General features: G+C 70.3%; 30 protein-coding genes. 15 read left to right on the top strand and 15 right to left on the bottom strand.

Features of this window, described 5'->3' with window-relative positions:
- Positions 1-21: 21 nt before the first annotated feature.
- From SCATT_RS13175 to SCATT_RS13210, 8 genes are all read right to left on the bottom strand, one after another.
- Positions 22-1,293 (bottom strand): lanthionine synthetase C family protein, encoded by a 1,272-nt coding sequence (locus SCATT_RS13175; RefSeq protein WP_014143557.1) that lies wholly within the window; start codon positions 1,291-1,293, stop codon positions 22-24.
- Positions 1,290-4,265, bottom strand: coding sequence for a lantibiotic dehydratase (locus tag SCATT_RS13180; RefSeq protein WP_041825098.1), 2,976 nt, complete (start codon positions 4,263-4,265; stop codon positions 1,290-1,292). The genes SCATT_RS13175 and SCATT_RS13180 overlap by 4 nt, the downstream gene beginning before the upstream one ends.
- Positions 4,266-4,478: 213 nt before the next feature.
- Positions 4,479-4,658, bottom strand: a complete 180-nt coding sequence (locus SCATT_RS13185; protein WP_014143559.1) for an FxLD family lanthipeptide — start codon at positions 4,656-4,658, stop codon at positions 4,479-4,481.
- A gap of 192 nt (positions 4,659-4,850) precedes the next feature.
- Positions 4,851-5,363, bottom strand: coding sequence for a hypothetical protein (locus tag SCATT_RS13190; RefSeq protein ID WP_014628009.1), 513 nt, complete (start codon positions 5,361-5,363; stop codon positions 4,851-4,853).
- A gap of 152 nt (positions 5,364-5,515) precedes the next feature.
- Entirely contained in the window at positions 5,516-5,710 is a 195-nt protein-coding gene (locus SCATT_RS13195) for a DUF5999 family protein (RefSeq protein WP_014628010.1), read from the bottom strand.
- A gap of 25 nt (positions 5,711-5,735) precedes the next feature.
- Positions 5,736-6,131: a hypothetical protein gene (locus SCATT_RS13200; RefSeq protein WP_202447349.1), complete on the bottom strand. Its 396-nt coding sequence runs from the start codon at positions 6,129-6,131 to the stop codon at positions 5,736-5,738.
- Positions 6,132-6,136: 5 nt separating this feature from the next.
- On the bottom strand, positions 6,137-6,382 hold the full coding sequence (locus tag SCATT_RS13205; protein ID WP_014143563.1) for a hypothetical protein: 246 nt from the start codon (positions 6,380-6,382) through the stop codon (positions 6,137-6,139).
- A gap of 3 nt (positions 6,383-6,385) precedes the next feature.
- Positions 6,386-6,958, bottom strand: coding sequence for an ATP-binding protein (locus tag SCATT_RS13210; RefSeq protein WP_014143564.1), 573 nt, complete (start codon positions 6,956-6,958; stop codon positions 6,386-6,388).
- A 289-nt stretch (positions 6,959-7,247) separates the two neighbouring features.
- Between SCATT_RS13210 and SCATT_RS13215 the strand changes: the two genes are divergently transcribed.
- Positions 7,248-8,060: an SDR family NAD(P)-dependent oxidoreductase gene (locus SCATT_RS13215; protein WP_014143565.1), complete on the top strand. Its 813-nt coding sequence runs from the start codon at positions 7,248-7,250 to the stop codon at positions 8,058-8,060.
- A gap of 245 nt (positions 8,061-8,305) precedes the next feature.
- Complete coding sequence (locus SCATT_RS13220) at positions 8,306-9,502, top strand: IS110 family RNA-guided transposase (RefSeq protein WP_014143566.1); 1,197 nt, start codon at positions 8,306-8,308, stop codon at positions 9,500-9,502.
- Between the two features lie 8 nt (positions 9,503-9,510).
- Here the strand turns inward: SCATT_RS13220 and SCATT_RS13225 are convergent, their stop codons facing one another.
- Entirely contained in the window at positions 9,511-10,902 is a 1,392-nt protein-coding gene (locus SCATT_RS13225; protein ID WP_041824695.1) for a hypothetical protein, read from the bottom strand.
- A 207-nt stretch (positions 10,903-11,109) separates the two neighbouring features.
- On the opposite strand from SCATT_RS13225, the gene SCATT_RS13230 reads away from it, so the two are divergent.
- From SCATT_RS13230 to SCATT_RS13260, 7 genes are all read left to right on the top strand, one after another.
- A complete protein-coding gene (locus SCATT_RS13230) occupies positions 11,110-12,630 on the top strand; it encodes a radical SAM protein (protein ID WP_014143568.1) in 1,521 nt (506 codons plus the stop codon).
- Positions 12,631-12,712: 82 nt separating this feature from the next.
- The gene (locus SCATT_RS13235) at positions 12,713-13,324 is read left to right on the top strand and encodes an aspartate racemase/maleate isomerase family protein (RefSeq protein WP_231905080.1); all 612 of its coding nucleotides are present in this window, start codon (positions 12,713-12,715) and stop codon (positions 13,322-13,324) included.
- A complete protein-coding gene (locus SCATT_RS13240; RefSeq protein ID WP_014143570.1) occupies positions 13,321-14,166 on the top strand; it encodes an HhH-GDP family DNA glycosylase in 846 nt (281 codons plus the stop codon). The genes SCATT_RS13235 and SCATT_RS13240 overlap by 4 nt, the downstream gene beginning before the upstream one ends.
- Positions 14,163-14,981 (top strand): carbohydrate kinase family protein, encoded by an 819-nt coding sequence (locus tag SCATT_RS13245; protein ID WP_014143571.1) that lies wholly within the window; start codon positions 14,163-14,165, stop codon positions 14,979-14,981. Before SCATT_RS13240 ends, SCATT_RS13245 begins: the two co-directional genes overlap by 4 nt.
- 24 nt (positions 14,982-15,005) lie before the next feature.
- Positions 15,006-15,953, top strand: coding sequence for a nucleoside 2-deoxyribosyltransferase (locus tag SCATT_RS13250; RefSeq protein WP_014143572.1), 948 nt, complete (start codon positions 15,006-15,008; stop codon positions 15,951-15,953).
- Positions 15,938-16,450: a nucleoside/nucleotide kinase family protein gene (locus tag SCATT_RS13255; protein ID WP_014628017.1), complete on the top strand. Its 513-nt coding sequence runs from the start codon at positions 15,938-15,940 to the stop codon at positions 16,448-16,450. Before SCATT_RS13250 ends, SCATT_RS13255 begins: the two co-directional genes overlap by 16 nt.
- An 81-nt stretch (positions 16,451-16,531) precedes the next feature.
- A complete protein-coding gene (locus SCATT_RS13260) occupies positions 16,532-16,837 on the top strand; it encodes a MazG-like family protein (protein ID WP_014143574.1) in 306 nt (101 codons plus the stop codon).
- Between the two features lie 83 nt (positions 16,838-16,920).
- On the opposite strand, the gene SCATT_RS13265 is transcribed toward SCATT_RS13260, so the two are convergent.
- Entirely contained in the window at positions 16,921-17,214 is a 294-nt protein-coding gene (locus SCATT_RS13265; RefSeq protein ID WP_014143575.1) for a hypothetical protein, read from the bottom strand.
- A 91-nt stretch (positions 17,215-17,305) separates the two neighbouring features.
- On the opposite strand from SCATT_RS13265, the gene SCATT_RS13270 reads away from it, so the two are divergent.
- Positions 17,306-17,965: a helix-turn-helix domain-containing protein gene (locus tag SCATT_RS13270; protein WP_014143576.1), complete on the top strand. Its 660-nt coding sequence runs from the start codon at positions 17,306-17,308 to the stop codon at positions 17,963-17,965.
- Positions 17,962-19,578 carry a tyrosine-type recombinase/integrase gene (locus tag SCATT_RS13275; protein WP_014143577.1) on the top strand — a complete coding sequence of 539 codons (1,617 nt, stop codon included), beginning with the start codon at positions 17,962-17,964 and terminating at the stop codon, positions 19,576-19,578. The genes SCATT_RS13270 and SCATT_RS13275 overlap by 4 nt, the downstream gene beginning before the upstream one ends.
- A gap of 159 nt (positions 19,579-19,737) precedes the next feature.
- On the opposite strand, the gene trxA is transcribed toward SCATT_RS13275, so the two are convergent.
- Genes trxA through SCATT_RS13290 form a run of 3 tightly spaced genes read right to left on the bottom strand, consistent with a single transcriptional unit; the run spans position 19,738 to position 21,480 of the window.
- Positions 19,738-20,061 carry a thioredoxin gene (gene trxA, locus SCATT_RS13280; protein ID WP_014143578.1) on the bottom strand — a complete coding sequence of 108 codons (324 nt, stop codon included), beginning with the start codon at positions 20,059-20,061 and terminating at the stop codon, positions 19,738-19,740.
- 22 nt (positions 20,062-20,083) lie between these two features.
- Positions 20,084-21,070, bottom strand: coding sequence for a thioredoxin-disulfide reductase (gene trxB, locus SCATT_RS13285; RefSeq protein ID WP_014143579.1), 987 nt, complete (start codon positions 21,068-21,070; stop codon positions 20,084-20,086).
- Positions 21,067-21,480: an arsenate reductase ArsC gene (locus tag SCATT_RS13290; RefSeq protein ID WP_014143580.1), complete on the bottom strand. Its 414-nt coding sequence runs from the start codon at positions 21,478-21,480 to the stop codon at positions 21,067-21,069. Before SCATT_RS13290 ends, trxB begins: the two co-directional genes overlap by 4 nt.
- A gap of 90 nt (positions 21,481-21,570) precedes the next feature.
- Here SCATT_RS13290 and SCATT_RS13295 point away from each other — a divergent pair, with 90 nt between their 5' ends.
- The 4 genes from SCATT_RS13295 to SCATT_RS13310 are packed head-to-tail and all read left to right on the top strand — an operon-like array spanning position 21,571 to position 24,297.
- Positions 21,571-21,879, top strand: a complete 309-nt coding sequence (locus tag SCATT_RS13295) for an ArsR/SmtB family transcription factor (protein ID WP_014143581.1) — start codon at positions 21,571-21,573, stop codon at positions 21,877-21,879.
- Positions 21,876-22,985: an ACR3 family arsenite efflux transporter gene (arsB, locus tag SCATT_RS13300; protein ID WP_014143582.1), complete on the top strand. Its 1,110-nt coding sequence runs from the start codon at positions 21,876-21,878 to the stop codon at positions 22,983-22,985. The genes SCATT_RS13295 and arsB overlap by 4 nt, the downstream gene beginning before the upstream one ends.
- Positions 22,985-23,236, top strand: a complete 252-nt coding sequence (locus tag SCATT_RS13305; RefSeq protein WP_014143583.1) for a DUF2180 family protein — start codon at positions 22,985-22,987, stop codon at positions 23,234-23,236. The genes arsB and SCATT_RS13305 overlap by 1 nt, the downstream gene beginning before the upstream one ends.
- Positions 23,233-24,297, top strand: coding sequence for an ArsO family NAD(P)H-dependent flavin-containing monooxygenase (locus tag SCATT_RS13310; protein ID WP_014628019.1), 1,065 nt, complete (start codon positions 23,233-23,235; stop codon positions 24,295-24,297). Before SCATT_RS13305 ends, SCATT_RS13310 begins: the two co-directional genes overlap by 4 nt.
- A 109-nt stretch (positions 24,298-24,406) precedes the next feature.
- Here SCATT_RS13310 and SCATT_RS13315 read toward each other — a convergent pair whose 3' ends face one another.
- The gene (locus tag SCATT_RS13315) at positions 24,407-24,922 is read right to left on the bottom strand and encodes a GNAT family N-acetyltransferase (protein WP_014143585.1); all 516 of its coding nucleotides are present in this window, start codon (positions 24,920-24,922) and stop codon (positions 24,407-24,409) included.
- Between the two features lie 22 nt (positions 24,923-24,944).
- Complete coding sequence (locus SCATT_RS13320; RefSeq protein ID WP_041824698.1) at positions 24,945-25,322, bottom strand: ArsR/SmtB family transcription factor; 378 nt, start codon at positions 25,320-25,322, stop codon at positions 24,945-24,947.
- Positions 25,323-25,330: the final 8 nt, after the last annotated feature.

Below are 25,330 nucleotides of genomic sequence, written 5' to 3' on the forward strand. Positions count from 1 at the left end.
AGAGGTCCTTCGTTCGGAGGTTCAGGCGATGAGCAGGCAGGCGTCCCAGGCGGTGTGGGGCGGTTCCGCACTGTCCGCGGCGAGTAGCCCCAGCGCGGTTCCGGCGGCGCCGTCGAGCAGGCCGGCGCCCGCCTCGCCTTCCAGGAGCCGGGTGGCGGCGTCGTGCGGGGAGACGCCGGGCGGGAATAGCACGGCGAGAAGGGAGGTGACGGTGGCGCGGAGCTGGTCGGCGGTAGCCGGGGCGGCGTCGGCGGCGATACGGGCGGTGAGGTGGGCGAGGCCGGCGAAGCCGTGGCAGAGGCCGCTGTCCGGGATGGCTCGAAGCTGCGCAGGGTCAGTGAGCGCGTCCAGCAGGGCGGCCTCGGCGTCGGCCTGGAGGTCAGTGTCGCCGAGGGCGATCGCGGCGAGCTGCTGGGCACGGGCCAGGCCCGCGGTGCCGTAGCACCATGACGGTCGCCGTGGCGCGGAGGGCGTCAGCCGTTCGGCGCGCAGTTCGTCGTGGGTGATCCAGTACGGCCAGGTCGTGCCGCGCCCGGTGGTCGTCTTCCATTGCTCCAGCCAGGCCAGGATGGTGCGCATCGCCCGGTGGTGGCTGGCGACGATGGTGCCGCGGCGGGCGGCGAGCGCGAGCAGCGCGAGGACCGCGCCGACGCCGTGGGCCATGCCGTGGTTGGCGTGGCCGCCGGGGAAGCGGCTGTCCGGCCGGCCGGACGGCCCGGTGGGCGCCCACCATCCCGGCAGCTGCTCGCCGTCGCGGGTGACCGGCTCGGTCAGGCGCACGCAGTAGTCGAGTACGGCCCGCGTCGCCGGGCCGGTCGAGTCGCGGCGCAGGAGGTAGGCGCCGTAGCCGGTCAGGCCCCGGATGGCGTCGAACTCGGCGAGCGCAGGGAGCTGCCCGGCGTCGATGCGCCGGTGCGCGGCGTCCAGCCGCCGCCGGGCGTCCGCGGTCACCTGCCGGTCCAGCAGGCCGAGGCCGTGCCGGTAGGAGCCGGGGAGGTGGTCGGCCGCGCAGGCCAGGGCGTGGGCGAGCGCTGGGGCTCCGTAGAAGGGGTGGCTGTCGGGGCCGCTGGTGAAGGGCTGGTGGGTGGCGGCGGCGAGCCAGTCGTGGGCGCGCTGCCAGGGGGTGTGCCCGGCGGCGGCGCGCTCGATGTGCAGCAAGGCGATACCGGTCGGGCCGAAGGCGAGGTGCTGCCGGTTGGCGTCGGCGGTGGCCGCCGCCGGAGCGCCGTCGGGGTGGGCGAGGCGGTCGGCGACGGCGGCGGCCACAACGGAGTGCGCGGAGGGGTCGTTCACAGCCGCCTCCTGGTGCGGGCGGTGAAGGCGAGGGCTGCTGCGCGGGCGAGGTAGAGGGAGACCTCTTCCTCGGGGAAGTTCACCGCGACGTGCCGCACGAAGTGGACGTGCAGCAGGGAGGTCAGCACGTCGTCCACGGCGATGCCGTCGGTGTGCGGTCCCGGCAGGTGCCGCCGGTACGCGGCGAGCGCGGCGGCACGCTCGGCCCAGGCGTCCACGATCGACGTGCCGCCCGGCGCCGACCGCAGGGCCGCCCAGTCGCCGCTCGGGTCTGCCAGCGTGACGCTCTCGGCGAACTGCGGGCGGGGGACCGGCGCGGGCGCGGTCGGCGGGATGTGGTCGATCAGCCAACGCGCCCCGGCGTGCGGGCTGCCGAGGAATGCGGAGGCGATGGCGAGGAAGTGCGCGGCCACCAACGTGCGCTGCGTCGGGCGGATCGCCTGGGCGAGCTGCGCCACCACGGCCCGGGAGTCGGCGCGGAACACCGCCTCGGCCGCGTCCCACGCCGGCCCGGACCCCCACCGGCCCATCTCACGGTAGGAGGTGGGATACCGGAGGTCTGTCAGGAGCCCGGTGGAGCGCAGTTCGTCGGCCCACACGCTGACCGTGTGGGCGGTGTCGGCGAAGTCGTCCGGGTCCGGCAGTGCGACGCGCAGGCGAAGGTGCTGGTCAGGATCGCGGAAGCGGATAAACCACCACGGCGGTGAGCCGAGCCGTCGCATCAGGTCGGGCACGTGCCGGGTGAGCAGGTCCTCTTGGCGCCGCCGGTCGCCGTACAGGGCGGCCAGCAGCACCGAGGAGGCCGCCGGCGTCTCGATCTGGGTCGAGGACAGTGTGCGGGCAGTGGTCGGTGTGGGCAGCGCGGGCCAGGCCGTGGGCCGGATCGCTTTGAGGGGGACCACGATCTCGTGGGCCCGGCCCCCGCTCCAGTCGTCGGCTCCCGGCGGGGCCGCTTCGGTCAGCACCACCGCGCGGGCGCGGTCGAGGTGCTGACGCAGCAGGCTCCGGTGGCCGGCCTGGTCGAGGTCGAGCGGCAGCCGCCGGTCGTCTTGGACCAGGTGCACGTGCTGGGGCAGTCGCCTGCGCTCCCGCCAGCCGGCCAGCGCGGTGTCCCACTCCCCGCCGGGGCGGTGGCGGCTGGGAAGTTCGCCCGCCTCCAGCCGCCAGCGGGCCGGGGCCAGCACGATGCGGCCGTACCGCAGGCGCGGGAGGAACGGCATCGCTGCGGCTGCTCCCCAGTCGAACACGGTGACCTGGGCGTTCTGGGCCCGGGACACCTCGGTGATCAGTCGGGCCAGAGGCGGGGTGTGCTCGGTGAGGTTCAGCGCGTGCATCCCGACGGCCTCGACGCGGTGACCGCGGCCGGGCGCCGCCAGGTACATCCGGCGGCCGTCGCAGGCCACCGCCAGATCCGCCGGCGTGAGGACGGCAGCATCGGGGGCACGGTGCTCTTGCAGGCTGACCACGAGCGGCAGCACGCGCGGGGTTCGGGTGACGTGGGCAGTGTCGGGCAGCAGCGGGGGGAAGGAGAGCTGGGCCGCGACGGTACCCAGGTCGGCGCTGGGCAGGTCGGCCAACTCCGCTTGTAGAGCGTCGCGTTGCGCGGGCGCGAGGACGCTGAGGAACCGGCCGGTGGACACCCCGGCTCCGCGGGATACGCTCCTGATCTCCACGGTGAACTGCCCATGGTTCGCTTCACCAAGACTGGCCGCGTGCAGCCGCACGCCGATCTCCAGGTGGGGAGGCACTCGTGGCTCCTGCGGGCCCACGTCCAGGGCGGCCACCATCTCGTCGGTCAGCACGACCTCGTCGTGGCCGTCGAGCGCCGCAGCCTGGGCGAGCCGCACCAGTACATCGTCGCGGGGCGACAGGCGCCGACGGCGTGCGCCCGCCGGGGTGCCCGGGTATCCCGCCGGGTACCCGACGCCGCTGTCCGCGACGACCTCCAGCAGCGGCACCATCGTGCCGATGCCGAATCGCTCGTAGAAACGCTGGTGGTACTCGTTCCATGCCCGGGTGCCGTACGGGCGGGCGCTAAGCCGGGTGAGAATCGCTGCGGCGCGCTCCACCTCGCGGGCGACCGAATTCGGGAGCACCAAGTCGGCGCTGAGGCTGAGGTCGAGGGCGAGGGGATGCCGGCGAAGGCCCGGCACCAGTTCGCGCATCCGCGCGGTCACGGCGTTCCTGCCCTCGGGAGTGGCGCACTCGTCCAGCCCGGCGTGGACGGTACGCAGTTCTCGGACTGCGTGTGCGAGGGGGGTGAGGGAACCGGCCTGGACCGCATCGAGCTGCGCGACGAGATGACCGAGCGCATCGGTCTCGGTGAACGGCGCGTGGAGATTCGTGATCAGAACACGTCGCTGCACCAGGCCCGCCAGGAGTCTGTGGACCCGCTCAGGCGCCACGGACGGGAACTCGGCCATCAGCTTCTCGGCCAACTCCTCGACCAGGACCGGGGCACCAGCCGCTCGCAGGACGAGCCGCACGGGTGCCGACAGGTCGACGGACGCCTCGACGGCTCGGCGCCGACCGGCCGGGCCGTCGTTCTGGTACGGGACGATGAGGCTGCCGTCGCGCTCGAAGGCCGTGTTGTTGACGACTACCGACAGAAGCGGCAGCAGTTCCCCACTCCTCTCCAACTGCTCGATCAGCTTGGACAGCCACTCCGAGCCGGCGCGGGCCACGATCGCGTGGTCGTCGCCCCAGACGGCGCAGGGATCGTCACCGAAGGCGGCAGCGGCCACCCCGGCGAACAAGCCGAACGGCGTGGGCCTGTGCAACGCGCGCAGGAGGTAGCGGGCCACCGACAGTCCGACTCGGCGAACATCACCTGGAGCGGGGTCAACGGCCGTGCGCAGGGCCTCGGCCTCATCTGCGAGGGCTGGGCTGGCGTGACGCAGCGCCTCCGCGACGCTCGGGTCTCGCCAGACACTGCGAATCCAAGCAAGGCGCTCGGCGGTGACCTTTGGCAGTTCCTCGGCCTTGAAGGAGCGGTCATCGAAGTCCGGCCAGGGAAGCTGGGTCACGGTCGGCCGAGCGACGGCACGCACCAGGGCGGTCACGCCTGCCTGAAACACAGGGGGTGTAGCCACGAGTACCTCCTTGCACCGGAGTGAGGGGGCGGCCGGTGCCGCCGCGCGGGAAGCCCGGCGGCACCTACCCCCGTCAGGGCCAGACGGCCAGGGTCAGGCGACGTTGGTGGTGCAGGCGCCGCAGGTGCTGCCGCAGTTGTCGTCGGTCAGGCTTGTCAGCCCGGCCGCGTCGGAGACCTCCAGCAGGGAAACGTTCAGGTCGAACCCGTCCGACTGGCTCGTCGCCGTCGGCTCCTGGACCTGGGTGGTGCTCTGGGTAACGGGTCGCGTCATGACAACTCCAGGTGATTCGTTCGATGTTGCGGACAGGTGGTACTGCCAGCTCACTGACCGCCGGAGCGTAGCGACGGAGCTATGCCGCGGGCTCAGGTTCTGGCCATCCCGGCGCGATGGCCGAGCCGGGAAGCTTTGGGTGGAGCGCCGCCCGCCGGTCCGATCCCAAGTCAGGACCGGCGGGCGGCGGATCTAGGCGGCGGGCACGAGATCCGCGAGGTTGACGACCTGGTACTCCGTCAGCTCCCGCACCAGCTGGGACGCCAGGAACCAGCGAAGGCGCGAGTCGCCGTACGGGAGGGGGTCGTCGGAGCCGGGGAGGGCTCGCACACCGGTAGGTGCCCAGGTGTACGGCGTACCGATCACGCCGTGGAGGTGAAAGCGAGTGGCGAGCAGGGCGACGTGCCCGTTCCGGACCAGATGCCTGCACCGTTGGGCTGCCTCATGCGCGTGCTCGACGCAGACGGGCGGCTGCGCCGTCCGGATCGGCTGGCCGAGGCCAGGGCCAGCGGTCTCCAGGAACAGCACCCCGGGCCGGCCGGGGCGCTGGACGGTGGTGACGCCCTTGGCTGACTGGACGCACACCTGGCAGCGGAGGAAAAGCATGGTCTCGCGCTGCCGGGCCGGGTGGACGAGCTTCCACTGGGGGGCGCCTTCGGGAAGCTGGTCGAGGCCCCGGTTCTGCGAGACTCGGCCCCACAGCACATTCCGTGTGTCTCGGTCGCCGGGCCCCTCGTCCAGGTACGCGAGCTGGAGTCGGCCATCCTCGCCCCTGCGGGAGCACAGGAGCAGGGCACTGCACGCCTCCTCCCCTACCCGGGAGGTGATGTACGGAACGCTCCGGCGGGCGACAGTGGTCATGAGCCGAGTCCGGCCAGGGCGCGTCGCGGGGAGACGACCTCGCCGCTCGGCAGCAGCTCGCCTGTGTCCTCGAAGAGCAGGACGCCGTTGCAGAGCAATGTCCACCCTTGCTCTGGGTGGCTGACCAGGACCTGCGCGGCCTCGCGATCAGAAGCCTCTGCGCTGGGGCACGGGGGGTAGTGCTTACACATCGTAAGTCTCCGGACGTCGGGCTGGTCAGGGTGATGTTCCGGGGGTGCCGCTGGAGGGCCCGGCCCGCGTCAGGGCAAGCAACCGGCTGGCGGAGTAGAGCAGGATGCGCAGCCGCCGCCGTGCCGGATAGTTCCGGCTGGTATGCGTACCGCCGATGAGATCGTGCGCATGCTCGACAACGGTTCTGGCCGTCGCATTCGATCTGGAGACACCAAGACGGGCCTGGCAGTGCGGCAGGAGGTTGGTGATGACCGCCTCCACCCTCGGCACGTTCAAGCCGACCAGGTCCTCGGCATCCGGGCGGCTCAGGGATGCGCGAGCGTCGAGGATGACCTGGCGGGCGTCCTCGCGAAGGATCGCAAGCTCATCACCGGGCTCATCAGCCCACAACGCGGCGGTGATGGCCTCCAGCAACGTCATCCGGGTCACGACGCAGCCTCCTCGTGGCCGCTCGCCGGACCTCCAGTTCCGCTGAGCCGTTGTCCGTACCAGCGGTAGTCCTCGGTGTTCTTGCCGTCCCCGACGTCCGATCGGTGTCGAGGGGACGCGGCCAGCTCAGCCTGCTCGGCGGGGCTCAGCATGCGGACCCCGGCGAAGAGACGCTCCTCCCAAGAGCTGAGGACCCTGGTGGTCGGCTGGGAGGCCGTCGGGTGCTCGGTTGCGTCGCCCACGGCTCACAACCCGCGGACGCCGACGAGAACGCGGCCTATGACGTTGGGGTCGATCGGCGGCGCCTTCGACTCCTCGGGGCCGCCCTTGCCCCGGCGTCCCGGATTGCCGGCTCCGCCCTCGGGGCCGTCCTTCTCGGGGACGACGGGCACTTCCGCCCACACGACCTTTCCGGGCATCTGGTGTGCCGGATAGCACCCCCACCGTCGGCTCATCGCAGCGACGATGAAAACTCCCCGTCCTCCGGTCGCTTCGACACCGACCTGCTTCACGACGGGCGGCCTGGAGTCCCGGTCCCAGACCGATACCCGGATGAAGCCGTTGACGATCTCCAGCGCGATCTCGAAGGTCTGCGCCGCGCGCCATTGCGCGTAGGAGGAACCCTGCTGGACTCCCTCCTTCGGGTGCCGGACAGCGTTGGTGGCCAGTTCCGAAACCAGGAGCTTGACGGTCTCGATGCTGTCCGGGTGCGCACCCCAGCGGGAGAGGACGTCGGTGGTGTGAAGCCTGGCCAGTCCGACGGCGTTGGGAGTGTCGGCCAGCAGGAGCCTGGCTCGCGGGGGTGGTGCCTGGGACACGGTATGCCTCCCGAGTGGGGAGAGGAGCGCAGGGTGCGGTCTCTGGCTCTCGCTCGATTCGTGTTGGGCCGCCCGAACCCCGACTCGACGGTCCAGAGGTCGGGACGGCGGAATGCCAGGGTCGTGCCGTACCCGAGCGTGGGTCGCCGTGGCCGGCTGGTCGTCGGCTGCACGGTTGTTCCCGGTCGGGCACGACCACAAGAGAACCGCTGCCGCGAAGGGATATGAAGGATGCAGGAAGGATGGCTTCAGACACGCGAGTTGGCATGGTTGGCCGGAGGTTGTACGCATGGCAGGCAGCACGGAGCAGAGGAACCAACCCGACCTGCGGGCAGGCAGATTCGCCGGTCGCCGCATCGTGGTGACGGGCGGCTCCAGAGGGCTGGGAGAGGCGGTGGTTCGCCTGCTGCTGGCCGAGGGCGCCCATGTCGCCACCTGTGCGCGGAAGGCCGAGTCCTTGGACGGACTACGACGTTCCCTCGGTGTCGCCGATGAGTTGTTCACCCGGCCGCTCGACGTCGCCGTGCCGGAGCTGCTGGAGGAGTTCGTGGATTCGGCCGCTGGGGCCTTCGGTGGCCTCGATGGCGTTGTCGCCTGCGCGGGAGGTGCCCGGGGCGGGGGCATCACCGAGGCCACGGCCGAGGACTGGGCGACGACGTGGGCCTTGAATGCCGGCCACTTCGCTCGGCTCACCGCCTGCGCTACCTCTCACCTGCGGGCGGCGGGCGGCGGGTCGATCGTGGTCGTGTCCTCGATCTCCGGGTGGAAGCCTGGTCCCCAGGCGCAGTACGGGGCGAGCAAGGCCGCGCAGCTCCACATGGTGTCCTCGCTGGCGCGCGAGCTGGGGCCGCACGGGATCCGCGTGAACGCTGTCAGCCCGGGATCCATGCTGATCCCGGGGAAGCGGTGGGATCGCATGCGGCAGGAGGACCCCGTCGCCTATGAGCGATTTACTGCGGAATTCCCGGGGCGCGAACTGGTGCGTCCCGAGGAAATCGCGGACGTGATCGCCTTCTTGCTCTCCGACCAGGCTCGTGGTGTGACCGGGGTCAACCTCCCGGTGGACCGGGGGCAGAACGCGCCGACACCGCAGGGCTACTGATGTCGGGGTCAGGCGGCTCTACCGTCTTGATCGGGTTGATCGAGCCATTCGTAGGGTTGGGTCGCCCAGGGGTGCTGGGTGTGGCTATCAGGCGGCTGCCGTCTCGTGGCTTTCCTCGCTTCGCCGCCCGGCACCCCACGACGACTCGGCCGCCGATTAGGAAGTGCGAACAAGTCGCTGAGTAGAGCAATGCCGGCGAGGTCGTCCGTGGCACGAACAGAACGAACACGCACGTCAGGAGCACGATGAGCCGGATATGGGCGGGGATCGACAGCGGCAAGGGCCACCATCACGGCCTCGCACTGGACGCAGACGGCAAGACCCTGTTGTCGCGGCGGGTCGCCAACGACGAGCCCGAGCTGCTGAAGCTGATCGGCGACGTCCTGGACCTGGCCGACGGCCGTCAGGTCACCTGGGCCATCGACATGACCGGCGGGGAACCCGCGCTGCTGCTGGCCCTGCTGGTCAGCCACGGCCAGGAGATCCTCTACATCCCCGGCCGACTGGTGAACCGGGCCTCCGATGGCTACCGCGGAGAGGGCAAGACCGACGCCCGCGACGCCTACGTGATCGCCGACCAGGCCAGGATGCGCCGCGACCTGCGGCCCGTCCGCCCCGGCGACGAAGCCGCCATCGAACTGCGGCTGCTGACCGGCCGCCGCGGCGACCTCGTCGAGGACCGCACCCGCTCGGTGAACCGCCTGCGCGGCACGCTGCTGGGCATGTTCCCTGCCCTGGAACGGGCCCTGGACCTGACCAACACCGGCCCGCTCAAGCTGCTGACGGGCTACCAGACCCCGGCCGCGATCCGCCGCGCCGGCGTCACGCGGCTGACCAAATGGCTGGCCAACCGCAAGGTCCGAAACGCCAGAGCCCTCGCCGAAGCAGTCGTCGAGGCAGCCGAGCGCCAGCACACGGCCGTCCCCGGGGAGAAGACCATCGCGCGGCTGGTCCACACCCTGGCCGAGGAGGTGATGGCCCTCAACGAGCAGATCTCCGAGATGGACAAGCTCATCGAGGGCCGGTTTCGCGAGCACGAACTCGCTGACATAGTGCAGAGCGTCCCGGGCATCGGCACCGTGCTCGGTGCGGAGTTCCTTGCCGCCGTCGGCGGCAGTCTGGACGGTTTCGACTCCCCGGACGCCCTGGCGGCCTTCGCCGGCGTCGCTCCCGCACCCCGCGACTCGGGCAAGGTCAGCGGCAACCTCCACCGGCCTGCCGTCTATCACCGAAGACTTCAGCGCGTCTTCTACACCTCCGCGCTCGTCAGCGTCCGGTACGACCCGAACTCGAGGGCGTTTTACGACCGCAAACGCGCCGAGGGGAAGAAGCATGTCCAAGCTGTGCTCGCCCTCGCCCGCCGACGCGTCAACGTTCTGTGGGCCCTGATCCGTGACCGACGGTGCTATCAAGTCGCACCTCCAGTGACTACGGCTGCTTGACAACAGCATTAGGAAGCGGAGACGCCGAGTATCGGGCGGGCCTTGCGCTCGAAGTCGCGGACGATCGCCTCGTTGCGGCGGGGGGTGAGGCGGGTGCGGAAGTCGCGCAGGGCCTGCACGGACCGTTCGCTGTGCACTCCGCTCAGCAGGTCCAGGGCGCTGCTGGCCGTGCCGACCGCCTCGTCCAGGCGCTCCTGCTGGAGCAGTGCCGTCGCCAGCACCGAGCTGCTGATCGCCTGACGGCGGCGTCTGTCGGTGTTCGCCTTGACGGAGGCTGCCGCGAGACGTTCGGCTTCGGCCGGCTCGCCGAGGTCGCGGTGGACGAGGGCGGCCTCCGCCTCCAGGTAATGGTGGTCGAGGAACCGAACCCACGAAGACTCCTCGGCAGGACCGCGGCTTCGCTCCAGAGCGGCGCCGGCTGCGACGAGCGAGGCCGTTGCCTGCCGCGAGTCGCCCAGCATGGCGTATCCGCGGGCCGCCATGGCGTGCAGGCGCATAAGTCCGAGCGGGCTGCCGGAGGACTTGGCGGTCGCGATGCCGGCGCGGGCTAGCGCAACGCCTTCCGCCGGGTTGCCGAGGCTGGTCGCGAGGTGGGACATGCCAGCGAGGATCTGCCCACCGAGGACTCGGTCGCCGCCTTCGGCGCACAGGCGGAGCGCTTGGATCATGTACCGCTCAGCGAGGCCGTAGTCGGCCGTGTCGTACGAGCACCAGCCCGCCGTGGCAGCCAGTTTCGCGGCGTAGACGTAGAGGGTGCGCCGCTGGTTCGCAGGCAGACCCCGCTGCTGGAGCATGGGGGTGAGCTGTGTGCTGAGGTAGCCGACGATGCTCGGACGGACGTTCCCACCGCCGAAGCGGTTATCCATCAGATCGAACATGTCGATCATGGCTTCGACCTGCTCGACGGGGCCGCCTCCAGCCACAGCAGCCAGGTGGGGGGCCTGCTCGTCTTCGAGGAGCCACAGAAGCCACTGTCTCTGCGGGTCCATGAGGGCGCTCGCGACGAACGGGACAGCCCCGAGCAGGCTGCGTCGCGAGATGTCCGTGGAGCCCAGCTCCGCGAGCGTGTGCAGCGTTTCACCCACGTCTTCACGGTACGTCAACGCGCGGGCGACCACGGGCCTCTGGGCCTGCTGCGGAAATCCGAGGTCAGTGGGGGATACGGGACGGCCTAAGAAGCTGCCGATCGCCTCGGCGATGAACTGCGGGGACTCCCCCTTGGGCGTCATCCCCTGTACCCAGCGGGTGACCGACGCCTTGTCGTACCGAGTGATCTTGCCTTGGCGAGCGCCGAGTTCGTTCACTCGCCGCGCCAAAGCCGCGTTCGAGCATCCCGCTTCTTTGATGAGGGCCGCGAGGGCAATGTTGCCCTCTCCTGCCCCCGTCGCGCCGCCACCCATGCGTAGATGATGCCCTGTCGATCACCCTGTGTCCCAGTCTTTGAACGCTAAGGCAGGGAAGACCAACCCCCGTACAACCGAACAACCCCCGTGCCCCCTCCTCCCACCGCGGCCGGGCGATGAGACTGGGAGCGCTGCGGGCTGTCGGCCTTCCAGCACGGACGCTGTTGGAGCGCCACCGACGCCCTCGGCTCCGGAGGGAGAAACATGCAGCCTGTAGTCATCCTGGACTGCTTCACCGTCGAGCCCAGCGGACTCGGCGTGCCGCCGTACCTGTCGACCTACGTGCGCGCCGCTTGGTCCGCGCTGCGCCGGGCCCGCCCCGAGGCGGAGGTCCGGTACTTGACCATCGATGATGTGAGGTGGTGTCTGGCCGGCGGCAAGCCGGCCGTCGAGCCGCCCCAGAGCGATCCGCTCACGTACTCGGCAACCGCCAACCGGGACAACGCCATTCAGCTTCTGCGCGACGCGGAGGTCGTCGTCGTGGTGGCGGGCGACGCGGTCCCGTCGGTTCATCTCCACGCGGTGAACGGGTCGTTGCAGGAGATCGCCCGCGCACTCGCCTGTGCACGGGGACGCCGCTTCCTCCTGGGCCCGCTGTCCACGTACGCCGTGGCGGCACCTGCGGAGTACGCCGGGCTGTTCGACGCGGTCCACACCCACACCGTCACCTCGGGCGACCTGCTGCTGGGCAGTCGCCGCCCGGCGGACTACCAGCAGATGCGGCGCGACCGGGACTCGTTCACCGGCCTGGTCGAGCAGATGCTGTGGCGGCCGATCGCCGAGCTGGAGCTGTACCGCGGCTGCACGCGCCGCAAGTTCTGCGACTTCTGCAACGAACCGGCCAAGTCGCCGCTGGTCGCCTTCCGCGAGGTGGACGACGTCGTCGCCGAAGTGGAACAGCTCTACGCGGCCGGGGTCCGCAACTTCCGCCTCGGGCAGCAGACCTGCTTCTTCTCCTACCGCAACCGGGACGAGGAGGCGATCCGCGCCCTGCTGAGCGGCATCCGCCAGCGCTGTCCCGACCTGGAAGTGCTGCACATCGACAACGCCGATCCCCTCGCCGTCGCCTCCCCCGTGGGGCGGCGCATCGCCAAGCTGGTCGCGGACTACTGCACCGAGGGCAACTGCGCGCCCATGGGCATCGAGTCCTTCGATCCCGCCGTCATCGAACGGAACACCCTGACCTGCACGCCCGAGATCCTCATGCGGGCGGTCGAACATGTCAACGAGGCGGGGGCCGCTCGGGGTCCGGGCGGGCTGCCGATGCTTCTGCCGGGCCTGAACCTGATCTACGGCCTGCCCGGGGAGACCCACCGCACCCACGCGGCCAACCTTCAGGGTCTGGCCGCGATCCTCGACGCCGGCCTGCTGTGCCACCGCACCAACGTCCGCCTGGCGCGGGCTTTCCCGGGAACTCCGTTGGCCGCCCTCGGCGCGCTGGAGCCGCTGCCGTCCGCGGAGCACTTCGCCACGTGGAAGGCGGATATCGACCACACCTGGGACCAGCCCATGAAGGAACGGGTCTACCCCACGGGCCTGCGAGTGCCAGGGCTCCACTCCTACTTCATCGGACAGGGCGGCACCTGGTGGCGACGGCTCGGGTCGTACTCCATCCAGGTCGTCGAGCGCGGGGCGGCTGTTCCGCTCGGGACCACCGCCGACCTCGTGGTCACCGGACACGCTCCACGGATGATCTACGGAGAGCGCCTTGCACCCGCTGCCTGACGGATCGCTCGCGACCCTGGCGGCTCTGGACGCAGCAGCCCATCGGACCGTCCGGGCCGGGCTGCTGCTGCCCTGGGCGAATGTGGCAGTCGAGACCGAGCTGCCGCGTCTCGGGCTGCGCAACACCGTTTTCCACCACGCCCGGCTGGTCCCCGCCTCCAGGGCGACCGCCATCGACGAATCGTTCTGGCACGGGCTGCGGGCGGCATCGGCGGACGCACTCGATTCGCTGTCTCACGTCGAGCTGGACGCAGTGCTCCTCGCGTGCACGTCGGCCGGGTTCACCGGCGGGCCACCCCTGCCCGTCGGCATGACCACGGCGTTCGACGCGATGCTCGCTGCGCTGGCCGCCTCGGACGTGACGCGGGTGGTGCTCGCCACGCCCTATCCCACCGAGGTCACCGAGGCTGAGGCCGGGGCGCTCGCGGAGGCCGGCATCGACGTCCTGGCGCACGCGAGCCTTGGTCAGGACGACGGGTATCCGCAGGTCACCACCGACCAGGTGCTGGCGCTGGTGGACGGGCTTCCCCAGCACGCCCTCGACGCGGCGCACGCTGTGGTGCTGTCCTGTACCGGGTGGCACACCCTTCAGGCGGTGACCGAGCTGGAGCAGCGCCTGCGTACACCGGTCTTCTCCTCCAACCTCGCCATGGCCCTCTTCGCCGCCCGCCTCAGCTCAGGAGTCACGGCATGACCGCTGTCCGCCGCACGCCGGTGAAACCGCAGGACATCCAGCGGGTGCACCAGCTCGTCGCCCGCGTCGCCGCCCTGCCGGACGTCCAGGCCGAAGTCGAGGCCAACCACGACAACAACCGGTGGTGGCCCGCGACGATCACCGACCCGCGGGTGCGGATGCTCGCCGCCGGATGGTCCACCCGGGTCTCCTACCGCATGGTCGGCACCTACGCGAAGGTGATCCGGGCAGCGGACGCCCAGGGGTTCGACGCGCTGGTCGCCTCAACCGAGGGCGAACTCACCGAGCTGGTACGCCCACTGGGCCTGGCCCAGACCAGGATCGACTACCTGCGCTCACTCGCCGAGCTGCTGCAGGGCTGGAGCAAGGAGGGCGTCGACCCGCTCTCGCCATCGGCCGACGGCGACGAGCTGATCGGCGACTTCGCCCAGCGCGTGCGCGGGGCCTCGTACAAGGTGGCCCAGTGCGCGCTGCTCACCGCTCGCGGGTACCACTGCGGCATCATCCCCGTGGACTCCGGCATGGTCAGCAAGCTCGCCCCGGCGCTGGGCATCGACTTGCCGCCCGGACCGGCGGCCCACGAACGGATGCGTCACGTCCTGGAGGCCGCCGTCCACGCTCGGGCAGGCGACTTCCGCGCTCTGGCGGACGAGCACGGCCACCAGGTCACCATCCCGCAGGACGCGGAGCCGACCTGGTGGGTGCACCTCACCTTGATCTACTTCAAGCGGCTGTACCTCAACAGGCCCTCACCGCAGCTCTGCGGGCGCAGGCCGTTGTGCGCCAAGGCCGTCGGCTGCACTCACCGCGATCGATCCCACCAGCCCGGGGGTAAGAGGTGACGCGCCTCGACGTGATCGGCAACGTCAGCCGGGACGTGACCCGATACCCGGACCACCGCGGCAGTACCCGCCTCGGCGGCGCCGCCCTGTTCGTAGCACTCGCGGCGGCCAGGGCCGGCCGCCCGGCCGCACCGGTCTGCGTCCTCGGCGAGGACCTGGCCCACGTACCGCGGGCCCCCGCGCTCGACGGGATCGACTGGTCGGCCCGCGTTGATGCCGACGGCCCCTCCACCCGCTTCGACCTCCGGTACGACCTGCAAGGCGAACTCGTCGACGTCCGTACCGACTACGGCGTTGCCGAACGGCTGACCGAGCACGCTCTCGCGCACATGGACCGGCACCCGGGCAGCCAGTACCACGTCTGCTGCCGCCGACCCCTCGATACGGCAGCCGTACTCGACCGACTCGTTCACCACGGCGCCACCTTCAGCGTCGACTTCTTCCTCCCGAGCGCGCACGACATGATCCAGACCGCCACTCCCTGGCTCAACAGGGCGAACACGGTGTTCGTCAACGCGGCCGAGTACCGCCTCCTCCAAGCCATCACCGATACGGCGGCCCTGCCGGAAGTCGTCGTGACCGACGGCCCCCGCCCGGCCCGGGTATGGGCCTTCGGACAGCAGGCCGCCTCGGTGCTACCTCCGTCCCGGCCGCCACGCGAGGTGTCGGGGGCCGGCGACACCTTGGCCGGCACCTTCCTCGCCCACCGGTCCCGGGGCGCCACACTCGCCCAGGCCCTCACCGAAGCAGCCGAGGCGGCAGCCCACTTCGTGGCGGCACCCTCCCTTCCCATCCCGGCGCAACGCAGCGCCTGACCACCGACTTGGGGGCTCCTGCCGGTGTCCATCTACGTAGCTCACCGACTCTTCGCCGCTCACGACCGCGCCCTCGCCGCCGCACTCGCCGAGCGGCTCGCCGCGAAGGTCGGCACCGAGCGCGTCTTCCTGCCCTTCTGCGACACCGACGAGGAGGACCTGGTCGCCGAGGTCAAGGGCCGCCGTCTGTTCGAGCTGGACCGAGAACGCCTCGGCCGCCTCGACGCGATGATCGCCCTCCTACACGGGCCGAGCCTTGACGACGGCGTGTGTATGGAGATCGGCTACGCCGCCGCCAGCGGCATCCCGGTGCTCCTGCTCACCACCGACTTCCAGACCTACTCCCTCACCGAGGACGGCGCTCTCCTCGACTTCCCCGACCCCTTGATCCAAGCGGTGGCCAACCGCATCATCCGGGTGCCCCGCCTCGGGCCGCCGTCCTCCTCTCAGCAGCAGGGTGCGACGCACTACGCCGAGTTCCTCTCCCGGAACCTGTCCCAGGTCCGCGCCGCGCTCGACACGGCGGTCGAGGCCGCGCTGGAGCTGCCGGCACCCGGCCCCCGATCGACGCCCCACAGCGAGAACAGCCTCGTCTACGTCGAGGCATCGCCGTACACCGCATCAGGTCACGACCACCTCGCCCGTGCCTGCCGGGACGCCGGCCACCAGGTGGCGCTGCCCCGACGGTTCACTGCCACCGACCCGATCGCCGACGCCCTGCACGACCTGACCACGGCGTGCGGTGCCTCGCGGCTCCTGGCGGACGTCTCCGGCCCGGAGACCCCTCCCGGTACCGCCCTCCTGATCGGTGCCGCCCTCGCCTCCGGCGTACGGATCGGCGCGTTCCATCCACGCCCCACGTACACCCACGCCTCCGGCCGCGAGCCGAACTGGCGCAACCTCATGATCCAGTACGCCGTCCACGCTCACCTCGACGGCATGGAGGCGGTGCAGGCATGGCTGGCGACGTGAACCTCAACGAGATGGCCACTGCCCACGAGACCCTCGTGCTCGAAGGCCCGGACGGAGTGGGCAAGAGCACGCTCGCGCAGCGCTTATCAGCGCAGCACGGCTTCCGAGTGATCCACTCCCCCAGGACACCGGATCACCTCGACCTGGCCACCCGATACCGCGAGATCCTCGGCGGCGCCGGCCGCATCCTCTTCGACCGCTGCTTCGTCAGTGAACTGGTCTACGGACCCCTGCATCGCGGAAGGTCCCGCATCACCTGGAGCGAGGCGCTCGACCTGGCCGAGAGCGTGATCGAACGCAAAGGGCTGTTCGTCCACCTGACCGCACCCGCGCCCCTCATCCGCCAACGGCTCCTCGACCGCGACGGGGAAGCAGCGAGCCTCGACGAAGTCGCCGCCCTCGTCACCGGCTACCAGCGGGTGTTCACCACGCTCGCGGACTACACCAAGGTGCTCGCCCTCGACACGACAGCCCTCGAACTCCCGTCAGCCGGGTGAACGACGCCACGGAGCTGGCACACCGGGCACGCGGTTCCCGCTAGGCTGCGGCAGCACCCGCTGTATCGCTCCGGAGGGGTCGTGGACATCTCATCCGCCCAGAAGCTCGCCTGGGAGAACAAGCTCGTGAAGGGCTTCAACACCACGGACGTGTCCCTGGAGTTCGGTCTTCTCACGGCCGAGGTCGGTGAAGCCTTCACCGCCTGGCGCAAGGGCCTTCCCGACCTCGGAGAAGAGCTGGCCGACGTCTTTCTCTACCTGGCCGCCCTAGCGGAGATGAACGGGCTGGACCTCGACTCGGAGGTCGCCCGGAAGATCGAGAAGAACGGGCGGCGTACGTACGAGCGCAACGAACACGGAGCGCAGATCAGAACGAGTGGCGACTGAGCGTCGCCTCCCGACTCACGAGGGCGGCCCCTGGCTGAGGCCAGGTGCCGCCCTCGTTTTCCTGACGTCCGCCGTGATCGTCATCAGGCTGCCAGCGTGTGGCCCTCGGCTCTGGCGTCCGGTGCGCCACCCTCCGCACCATCCACCTGCGGGCGCTCCAGGCCGAGCAACTTCAGAAGTTCGGCTGTCGGGACGCGGTAGGCGTTGCCGAGCCGCAGAACCCTGACCGGGTACTCCCCTTGCTTGGCGAGCCCGTAGCCCGTGGATCGGCCGATCATGAGCGCCTTGTTGGCAGTGTCGAGATCGATCACCGCTGGGAGGGCCAGCAACTCCTCGCCGGTCAATCCGCGCCCGCCGGGGGAAGAAGGTGCTGCCATGTTGCCCTCCAAAGCTTCAAAGGTGTTTCTGTGCCGCCATACGTGTATCACGGAGTTGCGGCAGCACTTTTTGGCGATCTAAAGTGGCGCCATGACACATGACGGATGGGCGGCGGCGTTCACCGCCCGAGTGGCCCAAGCGATCAGGGAGGCCCGCAAGGCGGCCGGCCTCACCATGGGCGAGGTGGCCCAGGGCTGCGCTGACCGCGGCCTCGCGGAGATCACCGAGCACTCGTTGAAGAACCTGGAACTGGGTCGGAAGTCGAGCCTCACCATCGCCGACCTCGTCGTGCTGGCGGACGTCCTTAACGTCCCGCCCGTGCTGCTGCTGTTTCCGCTCGGTACAGCCCCCACGGTGGAGGCCCTGCCGGGGCGGACCATCTCGACGTGGGACGCGCTCGCCTGGTTCACGGGGGAGGCAGCACTGGACGAGCCCGCTGCTGAGGGCACCGCACGGGACGTCCTCGACCGGTTCCGGCAGCACGGCGACCTCGTGGCCGCCGCCACGACCTCCTACGCCTTGGCCCGGGAGCGGCGGCGGATGGCCAGCACCACGCTCGACCGGGCCCGCAGAGCCACGCTGCTCCAGCGCGCCGAGGGCTACGAGGAACATGCCTTCGAGGACGCGCAGGAGCTGCGCACCTACCGGGAGCGGATGCGCCAGCGTGGGCTCACTCCTCCCGCCCTTCCCGACGAACTCGCCTTCGTCGACCAGCCCGGTACCCTCGACCCCGCAAAGGAGAGCGAGTGAAGAACGGCACCATAACCCGGCGGTGCCGCTGCACCGACCCCGAGACCGGCAAGGACCTCGGGGCATCCTGCCCGAAGCTCCAGTCGCGACGCCACGGGACCTACGGGGTCTTCCAGGAGCTGGATCCCGCTCAGGATGGTCGCCGCCGTCGCTTCCGGCGCGGCGGCTTCGAGACCTCTGCCAAGGCCAAGGAGGAGCTGGACAAGGTCCGCGCCCTCATGGCCATCCCCGAGGAGGACGACGCCTGGGGCAGGACGCAGATCAGCGACCTGCTGGAGAACTGCGTCAAGGACAAGTCCCCGCTGCCGGACTACGACGAGACTCGCCGCAGGTTCCAGACTGGGCAGGCGCTGAACTCGAAGGTCACCGTCGGCGAATGGCTGGACGCCTGGCTGGCCGGGCGCAAGCGTCTACGCAGGGGCGGTGCGGCGCGCTACGAGTGCGATATTCGCATCCACCTCAAGCCCCACCTCGGGCACCTTCGCCTTGACAAGCTCCGGGTCCACCACATCGACACGATGTTCGACGCCATCAACGAGCGGAACATCGAGATCCAGGAGCAGAACGCCCAGCGACGGGCGGTCGCCAACGAGCTGAAAGCCACTCCGAACAAGGGGGCAGAGAACCGTGCGCGGCGGAAGTGGCTCCGCGCGCAGCTCGAGGCGATGCCCCCATTCCGCCGGATCACCGGCCTCAACACCCAGCCGCACATCCGCGACACGCTCCGGGCCGCGCTGAACGTCGCCATCGCCCAGCAGGTGATGCCCGCCTTCAACCCGGCTGCCCACGTGGAGCTACTGCCCGGGACCAAGCCGAAGGCTCTGATCTGGACCGACGAGCGCATCGCCCGCTGGGAGGAGACTGGCGAGAAGCCCTCGCCGGTCATGGTCTGGACGCCTGAACAGGCTGGCACCTTCCTCGACTTCGTCGCGCAGGATCGCCTCTACATGCTCTGGCGCATCATCGCCTTCCGGGGCACGCGACGTGGCGAAGCCTGTGGCGTCCGTTGGGAGGACCACTCCGCCAAGGCCCGTTCGCTGGCCATCGCCACACAGCTCGTCCAAGACGGCTGGGACGTCCACGAGGGTGCTCCGAAGACCGACAGCGGCTTCCGCCTGATCGCCTTGGACGACGAGACCAACAACGGCCTTCTCGCGCACAAGGCACGCCAGCAGCGGGAGCGCGAGGAGTGGGGCGAGGGCTGGCAGGACACCGGCCGCATCTTCACCCAGGAGGACGGCTCCCTTCTCCACCCCGGCAAGGTCAGCGACCTGTTCGAGCGCCTCACCGAGGCCGCTGGCCTGCCCCCCATCCGGCTCCACGACCTTCGTCACGTCGCCGCCACGCTGATGCTCGCCGCCGGGGTCGATATCAAGGTCGTCTCCGAGACCCTCGGTCACTCCGACACCCGTATCACGCGGGACATCTACCAGTCCGTCCTCGACGACCTCGCCCGCGACGCCGCCGAGAAGGTCGTGCAGCTCGTGCCGCACGCCCGCAGGCCGCTGGCGGCTGTCCCCGACGACGAACCCAAGTCGAAGACGGCTCCCAGGCGGCCGAGGATGGTGCCGCCGCGCAAGGGCGACGCTTCGCCGCAGGATCGTTCCGCCTGAGCGGCAGACAGAAGAGGAGCCCCGGTCAGAGGGAAGCTGACCGGGGCGCCGGCCTTTGCGCAAGGACCGATGCTCGCGCCGAGCAGTGGTCGGTACCTCTCCTGATTCTGACCGCTACCTCCGGCGCTGGGCCCCCTGGCGCCCGCCGGGCACAGGCCGTCAGGCGAGGTGGTCGGCGAGTTCTCGTTCCAGGGCGGCCTTGGGCTTGGCGCCCACGATGGTCTGGACGACCTCGCCGCCCTTGTAGACGTTCATCGTCGGAATGGACATCACGCCGTACTGGGCGGCGATGGCCGGGTTCTCGTCGATGTTGAGCTTGACGATCTCGATCTTGTCGCCGTGCTCGGTCGCGATCGCCTCCAGCGAGGGGGCGAGCTGGCGGCACGGGCCGCACCACGCGGCCCAGAAGTCGACCAGGACCGGCTTGTCGCTGGCGAGGACGTCCTGGGCGAAGGAGTCCTCGGTGACGTTCTTGAGAGCCATGGTGTGCTTGCTCCTACGAGGTTCAGACGGCGGCCGCGACCGGCTCGCCCTCGGCCTGGCCGGCAGGGACGTCGCTCAGCGCGGCGAGGTGCCGCTCGGCGTCCAGGGCGGCCTGGCAGCCGCTGGCCGCAGCGGTGATGGCCTGGCGGTAGGTGTGGTCGACGACGTCGCCGGCGGCGAAGACGCCGGGGATGTTCGTGCGGGTGGAGGGTGAGTCGACCTTGAGGTAGCCGTCCTCATCCAGATCCAGCTGGCCCTTGAACAACTCGGTGCGCGGGTCGTGGCCGATCGCGATGAACAGGCCGGTCACGTCCAGGTCGCGGGTGTCGCCGGAGATGACGTCACGGAGCACGACTCCGGCGAGCATGCCGCCTGTCTCCTTGATCTGCGCTATCTCGCTGTCGAAGGCGAAGGAGATCTTGTCGTCTGCGAAGGCGCGGTTCTGCATGACCTGGGATGCGCGCAGGGTGGAGCGGCGGTGGACGACGGTGACCGAGCGGGCGAAGCGGGTGAGGAAGGTGGCCTCTTCCATGGCGGTGTCGCCGCCGCCGACCACGACGATGTCACGGTCGCGGAAGAAGAAGCCGTCGCAGGTCGCGCACCAGGAGACGCCCCGGCCGGACAGCGCGTCCTCGTTCGGCAGGCCGAGCTTGCGGTAGCCGGAGCCGGTGGCCACGATCACGGCCTTGGCACGGTGGACCGTGCCTGCGGTGTCGGTGACTTCCTTGATCTCGCCGGCGAGGTCGACGGAGACGATGTCGTCCTCGACGATCTCGGCGCCGAAGCGTTCGGCCTGGGCCCGCATGTTGGTCATGAGGTCTGGGCCGTCGATGCCGTCGGGGAAGCCGGGGAAGTTCTCGACCTCGGTCGTCGTGGTCAGTGAGCCGCCGACGAAGATGGCGCCGCCGAAGACGAGCGGCTTCAGTTCGGCGCGGGCGGTGTAGAGGGCGGCGGTGTATCCGGCGGGACCGGAGCCGATGACGATGACCTCGCGTACCTCGCCGCTCATGCGGTCTTCTCCGGGGCGATCTCCTCGATCAGGCCCTCGACCAGCGTCTTGATCTCGTCGCGGATCGGGCGGACGGCCTCGACGCCCTGACCGGCCGGGTCGTCCAGCTGCCAGTCCAGGTACCGCTTGCCGGGGAAGACGGGGCAGGTGTCGCCGCAGCCCATGGTGATGCAGACGTCCGACTCCTTCACAGCGTCCACGGTCAGCATCTTGGGGGCCTCGGCGGAGATGTCGATGCCGACCTCCCGCATGGCCTCGACAGCGGCCGGGTTCACCTCGGCGCCGGGGTTGGAGCCCGCCGAGCGGACCTCGACACGGTCACCGGCCAGGTGGGTCAGCCACGCGGCGGCCATCTGCGAGCGGCCGGCGTTGTGGACACAGACGAACAGCACGGAGGGCTTCTCGGCCATCGGGGTCTCTCTTGTCTCATCGTGAAATCAGGCACAGGTGACATCAGCACCCGGTGGTGTCACCCACCACTGATGTGAGAGTATCAGTCCATGATGACGTCAGTCGACACTGACCTGATCCGGGTTCTGGCCGACCCGCTCAGGCTCCAGATCGTGACCCTGCTCGCCAAAGAGACGCTGTGCACCACCCACCTGGTGGAGGAGACCGGCGCCCGCCAGACCAACCTCTCCAACCACCTCAGAGTGCTGCGCGAAGCCGGGATCGTCGAGACGGAGCCATGCGGCCGGTACACCTACTACAAGGTGCGCCCGGACGTCATCGCCCAGCTCGCCGGTCAGTTCGCCGACCTGGCCGAGTCCGCTCGCAATGCCGCCGACAACAAGAGGGCCTGCCCGTGACCCGCACCGAAGCAGCCGCGACCGCTGAGGAGACCTCGGTCGTCGCGAAGCTGTCGACGCTCGACCGATTCCTCGCCGTCTGGATCCTCGCCGCCATGGCCGTCGGCCTGGGGCTCGGCCGGCTCATCCCCGGCCTGAACGACGCCCTGGCCAAGGTCGAGATCGGCGGCATCTCCCTGCCGATCGCCATCGGCCTGCTGATCATGATGTACCCGGTCCTGGCCAAGGTCCGCTACGACAAGCTCGACGCCGTCACCGGCGACAAGAAGCTGATGGTCTCCTCGCTGGTCATCAACTGGCTCGTCGGGCCCGCGGTGATGTTCGCCCTGGCGTGGATCTTCCTGCCGGACCTTCCCGAGTACCGCACTGGCCTGATCATCGTCGGACTCGCGCGCTGCATCGCCATGGTCATCATCTGGAACGACCTCGCCTGCGGCGACCGCGAAGCAGCCGCCGTCCTGGTCGCCCTGAACTCCGTCTTCCAGGTCCTCGCCTTCGGCCTGCTGGGCTGGTTCTACCTCGACCTGCTGCCCAACTGGCTCGGCCTCGGCAACGGCCAGCACCTGAACATCTCCATGTGGAAGATCGCCCTGAACGTCGTCATCTTCCTCGGCATCCCGCTGCTCGCCGGATTCCTCACCCGCCGCATCGGAGAGAAGAAGCTCGGCCGGGAGAAGTACGAAACGGGCTTCCTGCCGAAGATCGGCCCCTGGGCGCTGTACGGCCTGCTGTTCACGATCGTCATCCTCTTCGCTCTCCAGGGGAAGACCATCACCTCACAGCCGCTGGACGTGGCCCGGATCGCGCTGCCGCTGCTGGTCTACTTCGCAGTGATGTGGTTCGGCGTCTTCGGCCTGGGCAAGGTCATCGGCCTGGCCTACGACCGCACCGCCACGCTCGCCTTCACCGCCGCCGGCAACAACTTCGAGCTGGCCATCGCAGTCGCCATCGCCACCTTCGGCGTCACCTCCGGCCAGGCCCTGTCTGGTGTCGTCGGCCCGCTCATCGAGGTGCCGGTGCTGGTCGCGCTGGTCTACGTGTCGCTGGCCTGGCGGCGGAAGTTCAGCGCCGCCCAGCAGCTGACCCCGGTCACCCAGGAGGGCTGATGCACTGTCTGGACTGCTCCGACCTCGGGGCGCAGGTCGCCGCCATCGGCGTCTGCGCCCAGTGCGGAGCCGCCGTCTGCCCCGTCCACTCCGAGATCTCCCAGCAGTTCCTGACCTGCACCAAGCCGGTCTCCCGCCCGGTGGCCACCGAGCCACCGGTGCGGCGGCTGCTGTGCGGCACATGCGCCGCCGCCCACCGCGCCCATGCGGCGTGCTGCCCGCAGACCGCCAACGCCATCCGCACCTCGTGACGGGTGACCGGCACACCCAGGTGGTGATCGTCGGCGGTGGCCAGTCCGGGCTCGCCGCCGGCTACCACCTGCGCCGCCTCGGCGTGGACTTCGTCATCCTCGACGCCCAGTCCACGCCGGGCGGCGCCTGGCAGCACACCTGGGACTCACTGCACCTGTTCTCGCCGGCCGCCTTCTCCTCCCTCCCCGGGCGGCTCATGCCGCCGCAGCCAGGCGAGGAGTACCCGGACGCCGGACACGTGGTGACGTACCTGCGCGACTACGAGAAGCGGTACGAACTGCCCGTGGAGAGGCTCGTGCGCGTCCTCGGCGTGCACCGGGACGGCGAACTCCTGCGCGTGGAGACGGACTCGGGCAGCTGGCATGCCCGTGCCGTGATCAGTGCCACCGGCACCTGGTGGCGGCCCTTCCTCCCTGCCGTCCCCGGGCGACGGCACTTCGGCGGAGAGCAGTTCCACACCGTCGAATACCGGCGCCCGCAGGACTTCGCGGGCCGCCGCGTCATCGTGGTCGGCGGCGGCAACTCCGGTGCCCAGATCGCCGCGGATCTCGCGTACGACGCCGAGTTGACCTGGGCCACCCTGCGTCCGCCGCGCTTCTTGGCCGACGACATCGACGGCCGTGCCCTGTTCGACGCGGCCACCGCCCGCCGCCGTGCCGTGGATGAGGGCCGTACCGACACGGGAGGCGTGGCCTCGCTCGGCGACATCGTCGCCGTCCCGCCCGTACGGGAAGCCCGTGACCGCGGGCTGCTCAAGGCCGCCCCCATGTTCGCCCGCCTCATCCCCGGCGGCGTCGAATGGGCGGACGGCACCCGCGCCGAGGCCGACGCGATCATCTGGTGCACCGGGTTCCGCCCGGTCCTGTCCCACCTCGCGCCGCTCCAACTCCGGGGCCGGCGCGGCCACATCGCCACCACCGGCACACGTGCCGTGGACGAACCGCGGCTGCACCTGCTCGGCTACGGCGACTGGACCGGCCCCGCCTCGGCCACCCTGATCGGTGTCGGACGCCCAGCACGGGACGCCGCGCGACAGATCGCGTCCCTGCTTTCTCCTTGACCGCGGGGGCGGCGGGCCCCGAAGTTCAGCCTCGATGATCGAGCAAACTCGGGCCGGGTCAGTGCAGGCCCGGCCGTCGGCGGCCCGGCGGTAGGCGAGGCGACCGGCCTCAGCTGATGTGCGGGCTGCGGCGTTCGACGAGCACGACGTCGCGCCACACGCCGTTGTGGCGGCCGATACGCTCCCGGGTGCCGATGACGCGGAAGCCCGCCCGCTGGTGCAGGGCGAGGCTGGCGGTGTTCTCCGGGAAGATCCCGGACTGGATGGTCCAGATCCCAGCCGCCTCGGTGGAATCGATGAGCGCCTTGAGCAGCATGGCGGCGATCCCGCGGCCCCGGGCGTCGGGGTGGACGTAGACGGAGTGCTCGACCACGCCGGCGTACGCGCACCGGTCGGAAACCTTGGTGGCGGCGACCCAGCCGAGCACCACCCGGTCCGCGTCCAGAGCGACGAAACGGTGCTCGGGCAGCTTGGCCGCGCTGAACGCCGCCCAGGTCGGCGCCTTCGTCTCGTACGTCGCGTTGCCCTCATCGATGCCCGCCTGGTAGATCGCCAGGACCTGCTCGGCGTGCTCGGCCGTGAGCGGCACCATCACCGCACTCGACGCGCTGATGCGTTCCGACATGCTCCCCTCTTCCCGCCGTCGGTCAGACAGTGGTCGACGCGTTGGTCAGCAACTGGCCCATGGCGGCGAGCACGGACGGCTCGACCCGGTAGTACACCCAGGTGCCGCGCCGCTCGGAGGTCAGCAGCCCGGCTTCCTTGAGCTTCTTCAGGTGGTGGGAGACGGTCGGCTGGGAGACGCCGACGTCGGAGATGTCACACACGCACGCCTCGCCCCCCTCGTGCGAGGCCACGGCGGAGAACAGCCGCAGCCGCACCGGGTCGCCGAGCGCCTTGAACATCCGCGCGGCCTTCTCGGCCTCCCCGGCAGTCATCGGGCGCTCCGTCAACGGCGGGCAGCACGGCACCACAGCCTGGCCGTCATGAGGCTCGACTAGCGGCAGCACCTTGGCATTCGACATACGTCTAT

The organism is Streptantibioticus cattleyicolor NRRL 8057 = DSM 46488, from assembly GCF_000240165.1.
GTDB lineage: Bacteria > Actinomycetota > Actinomycetes > Streptomycetales > Streptomycetaceae > Streptantibioticus > Streptantibioticus cattleyicolor.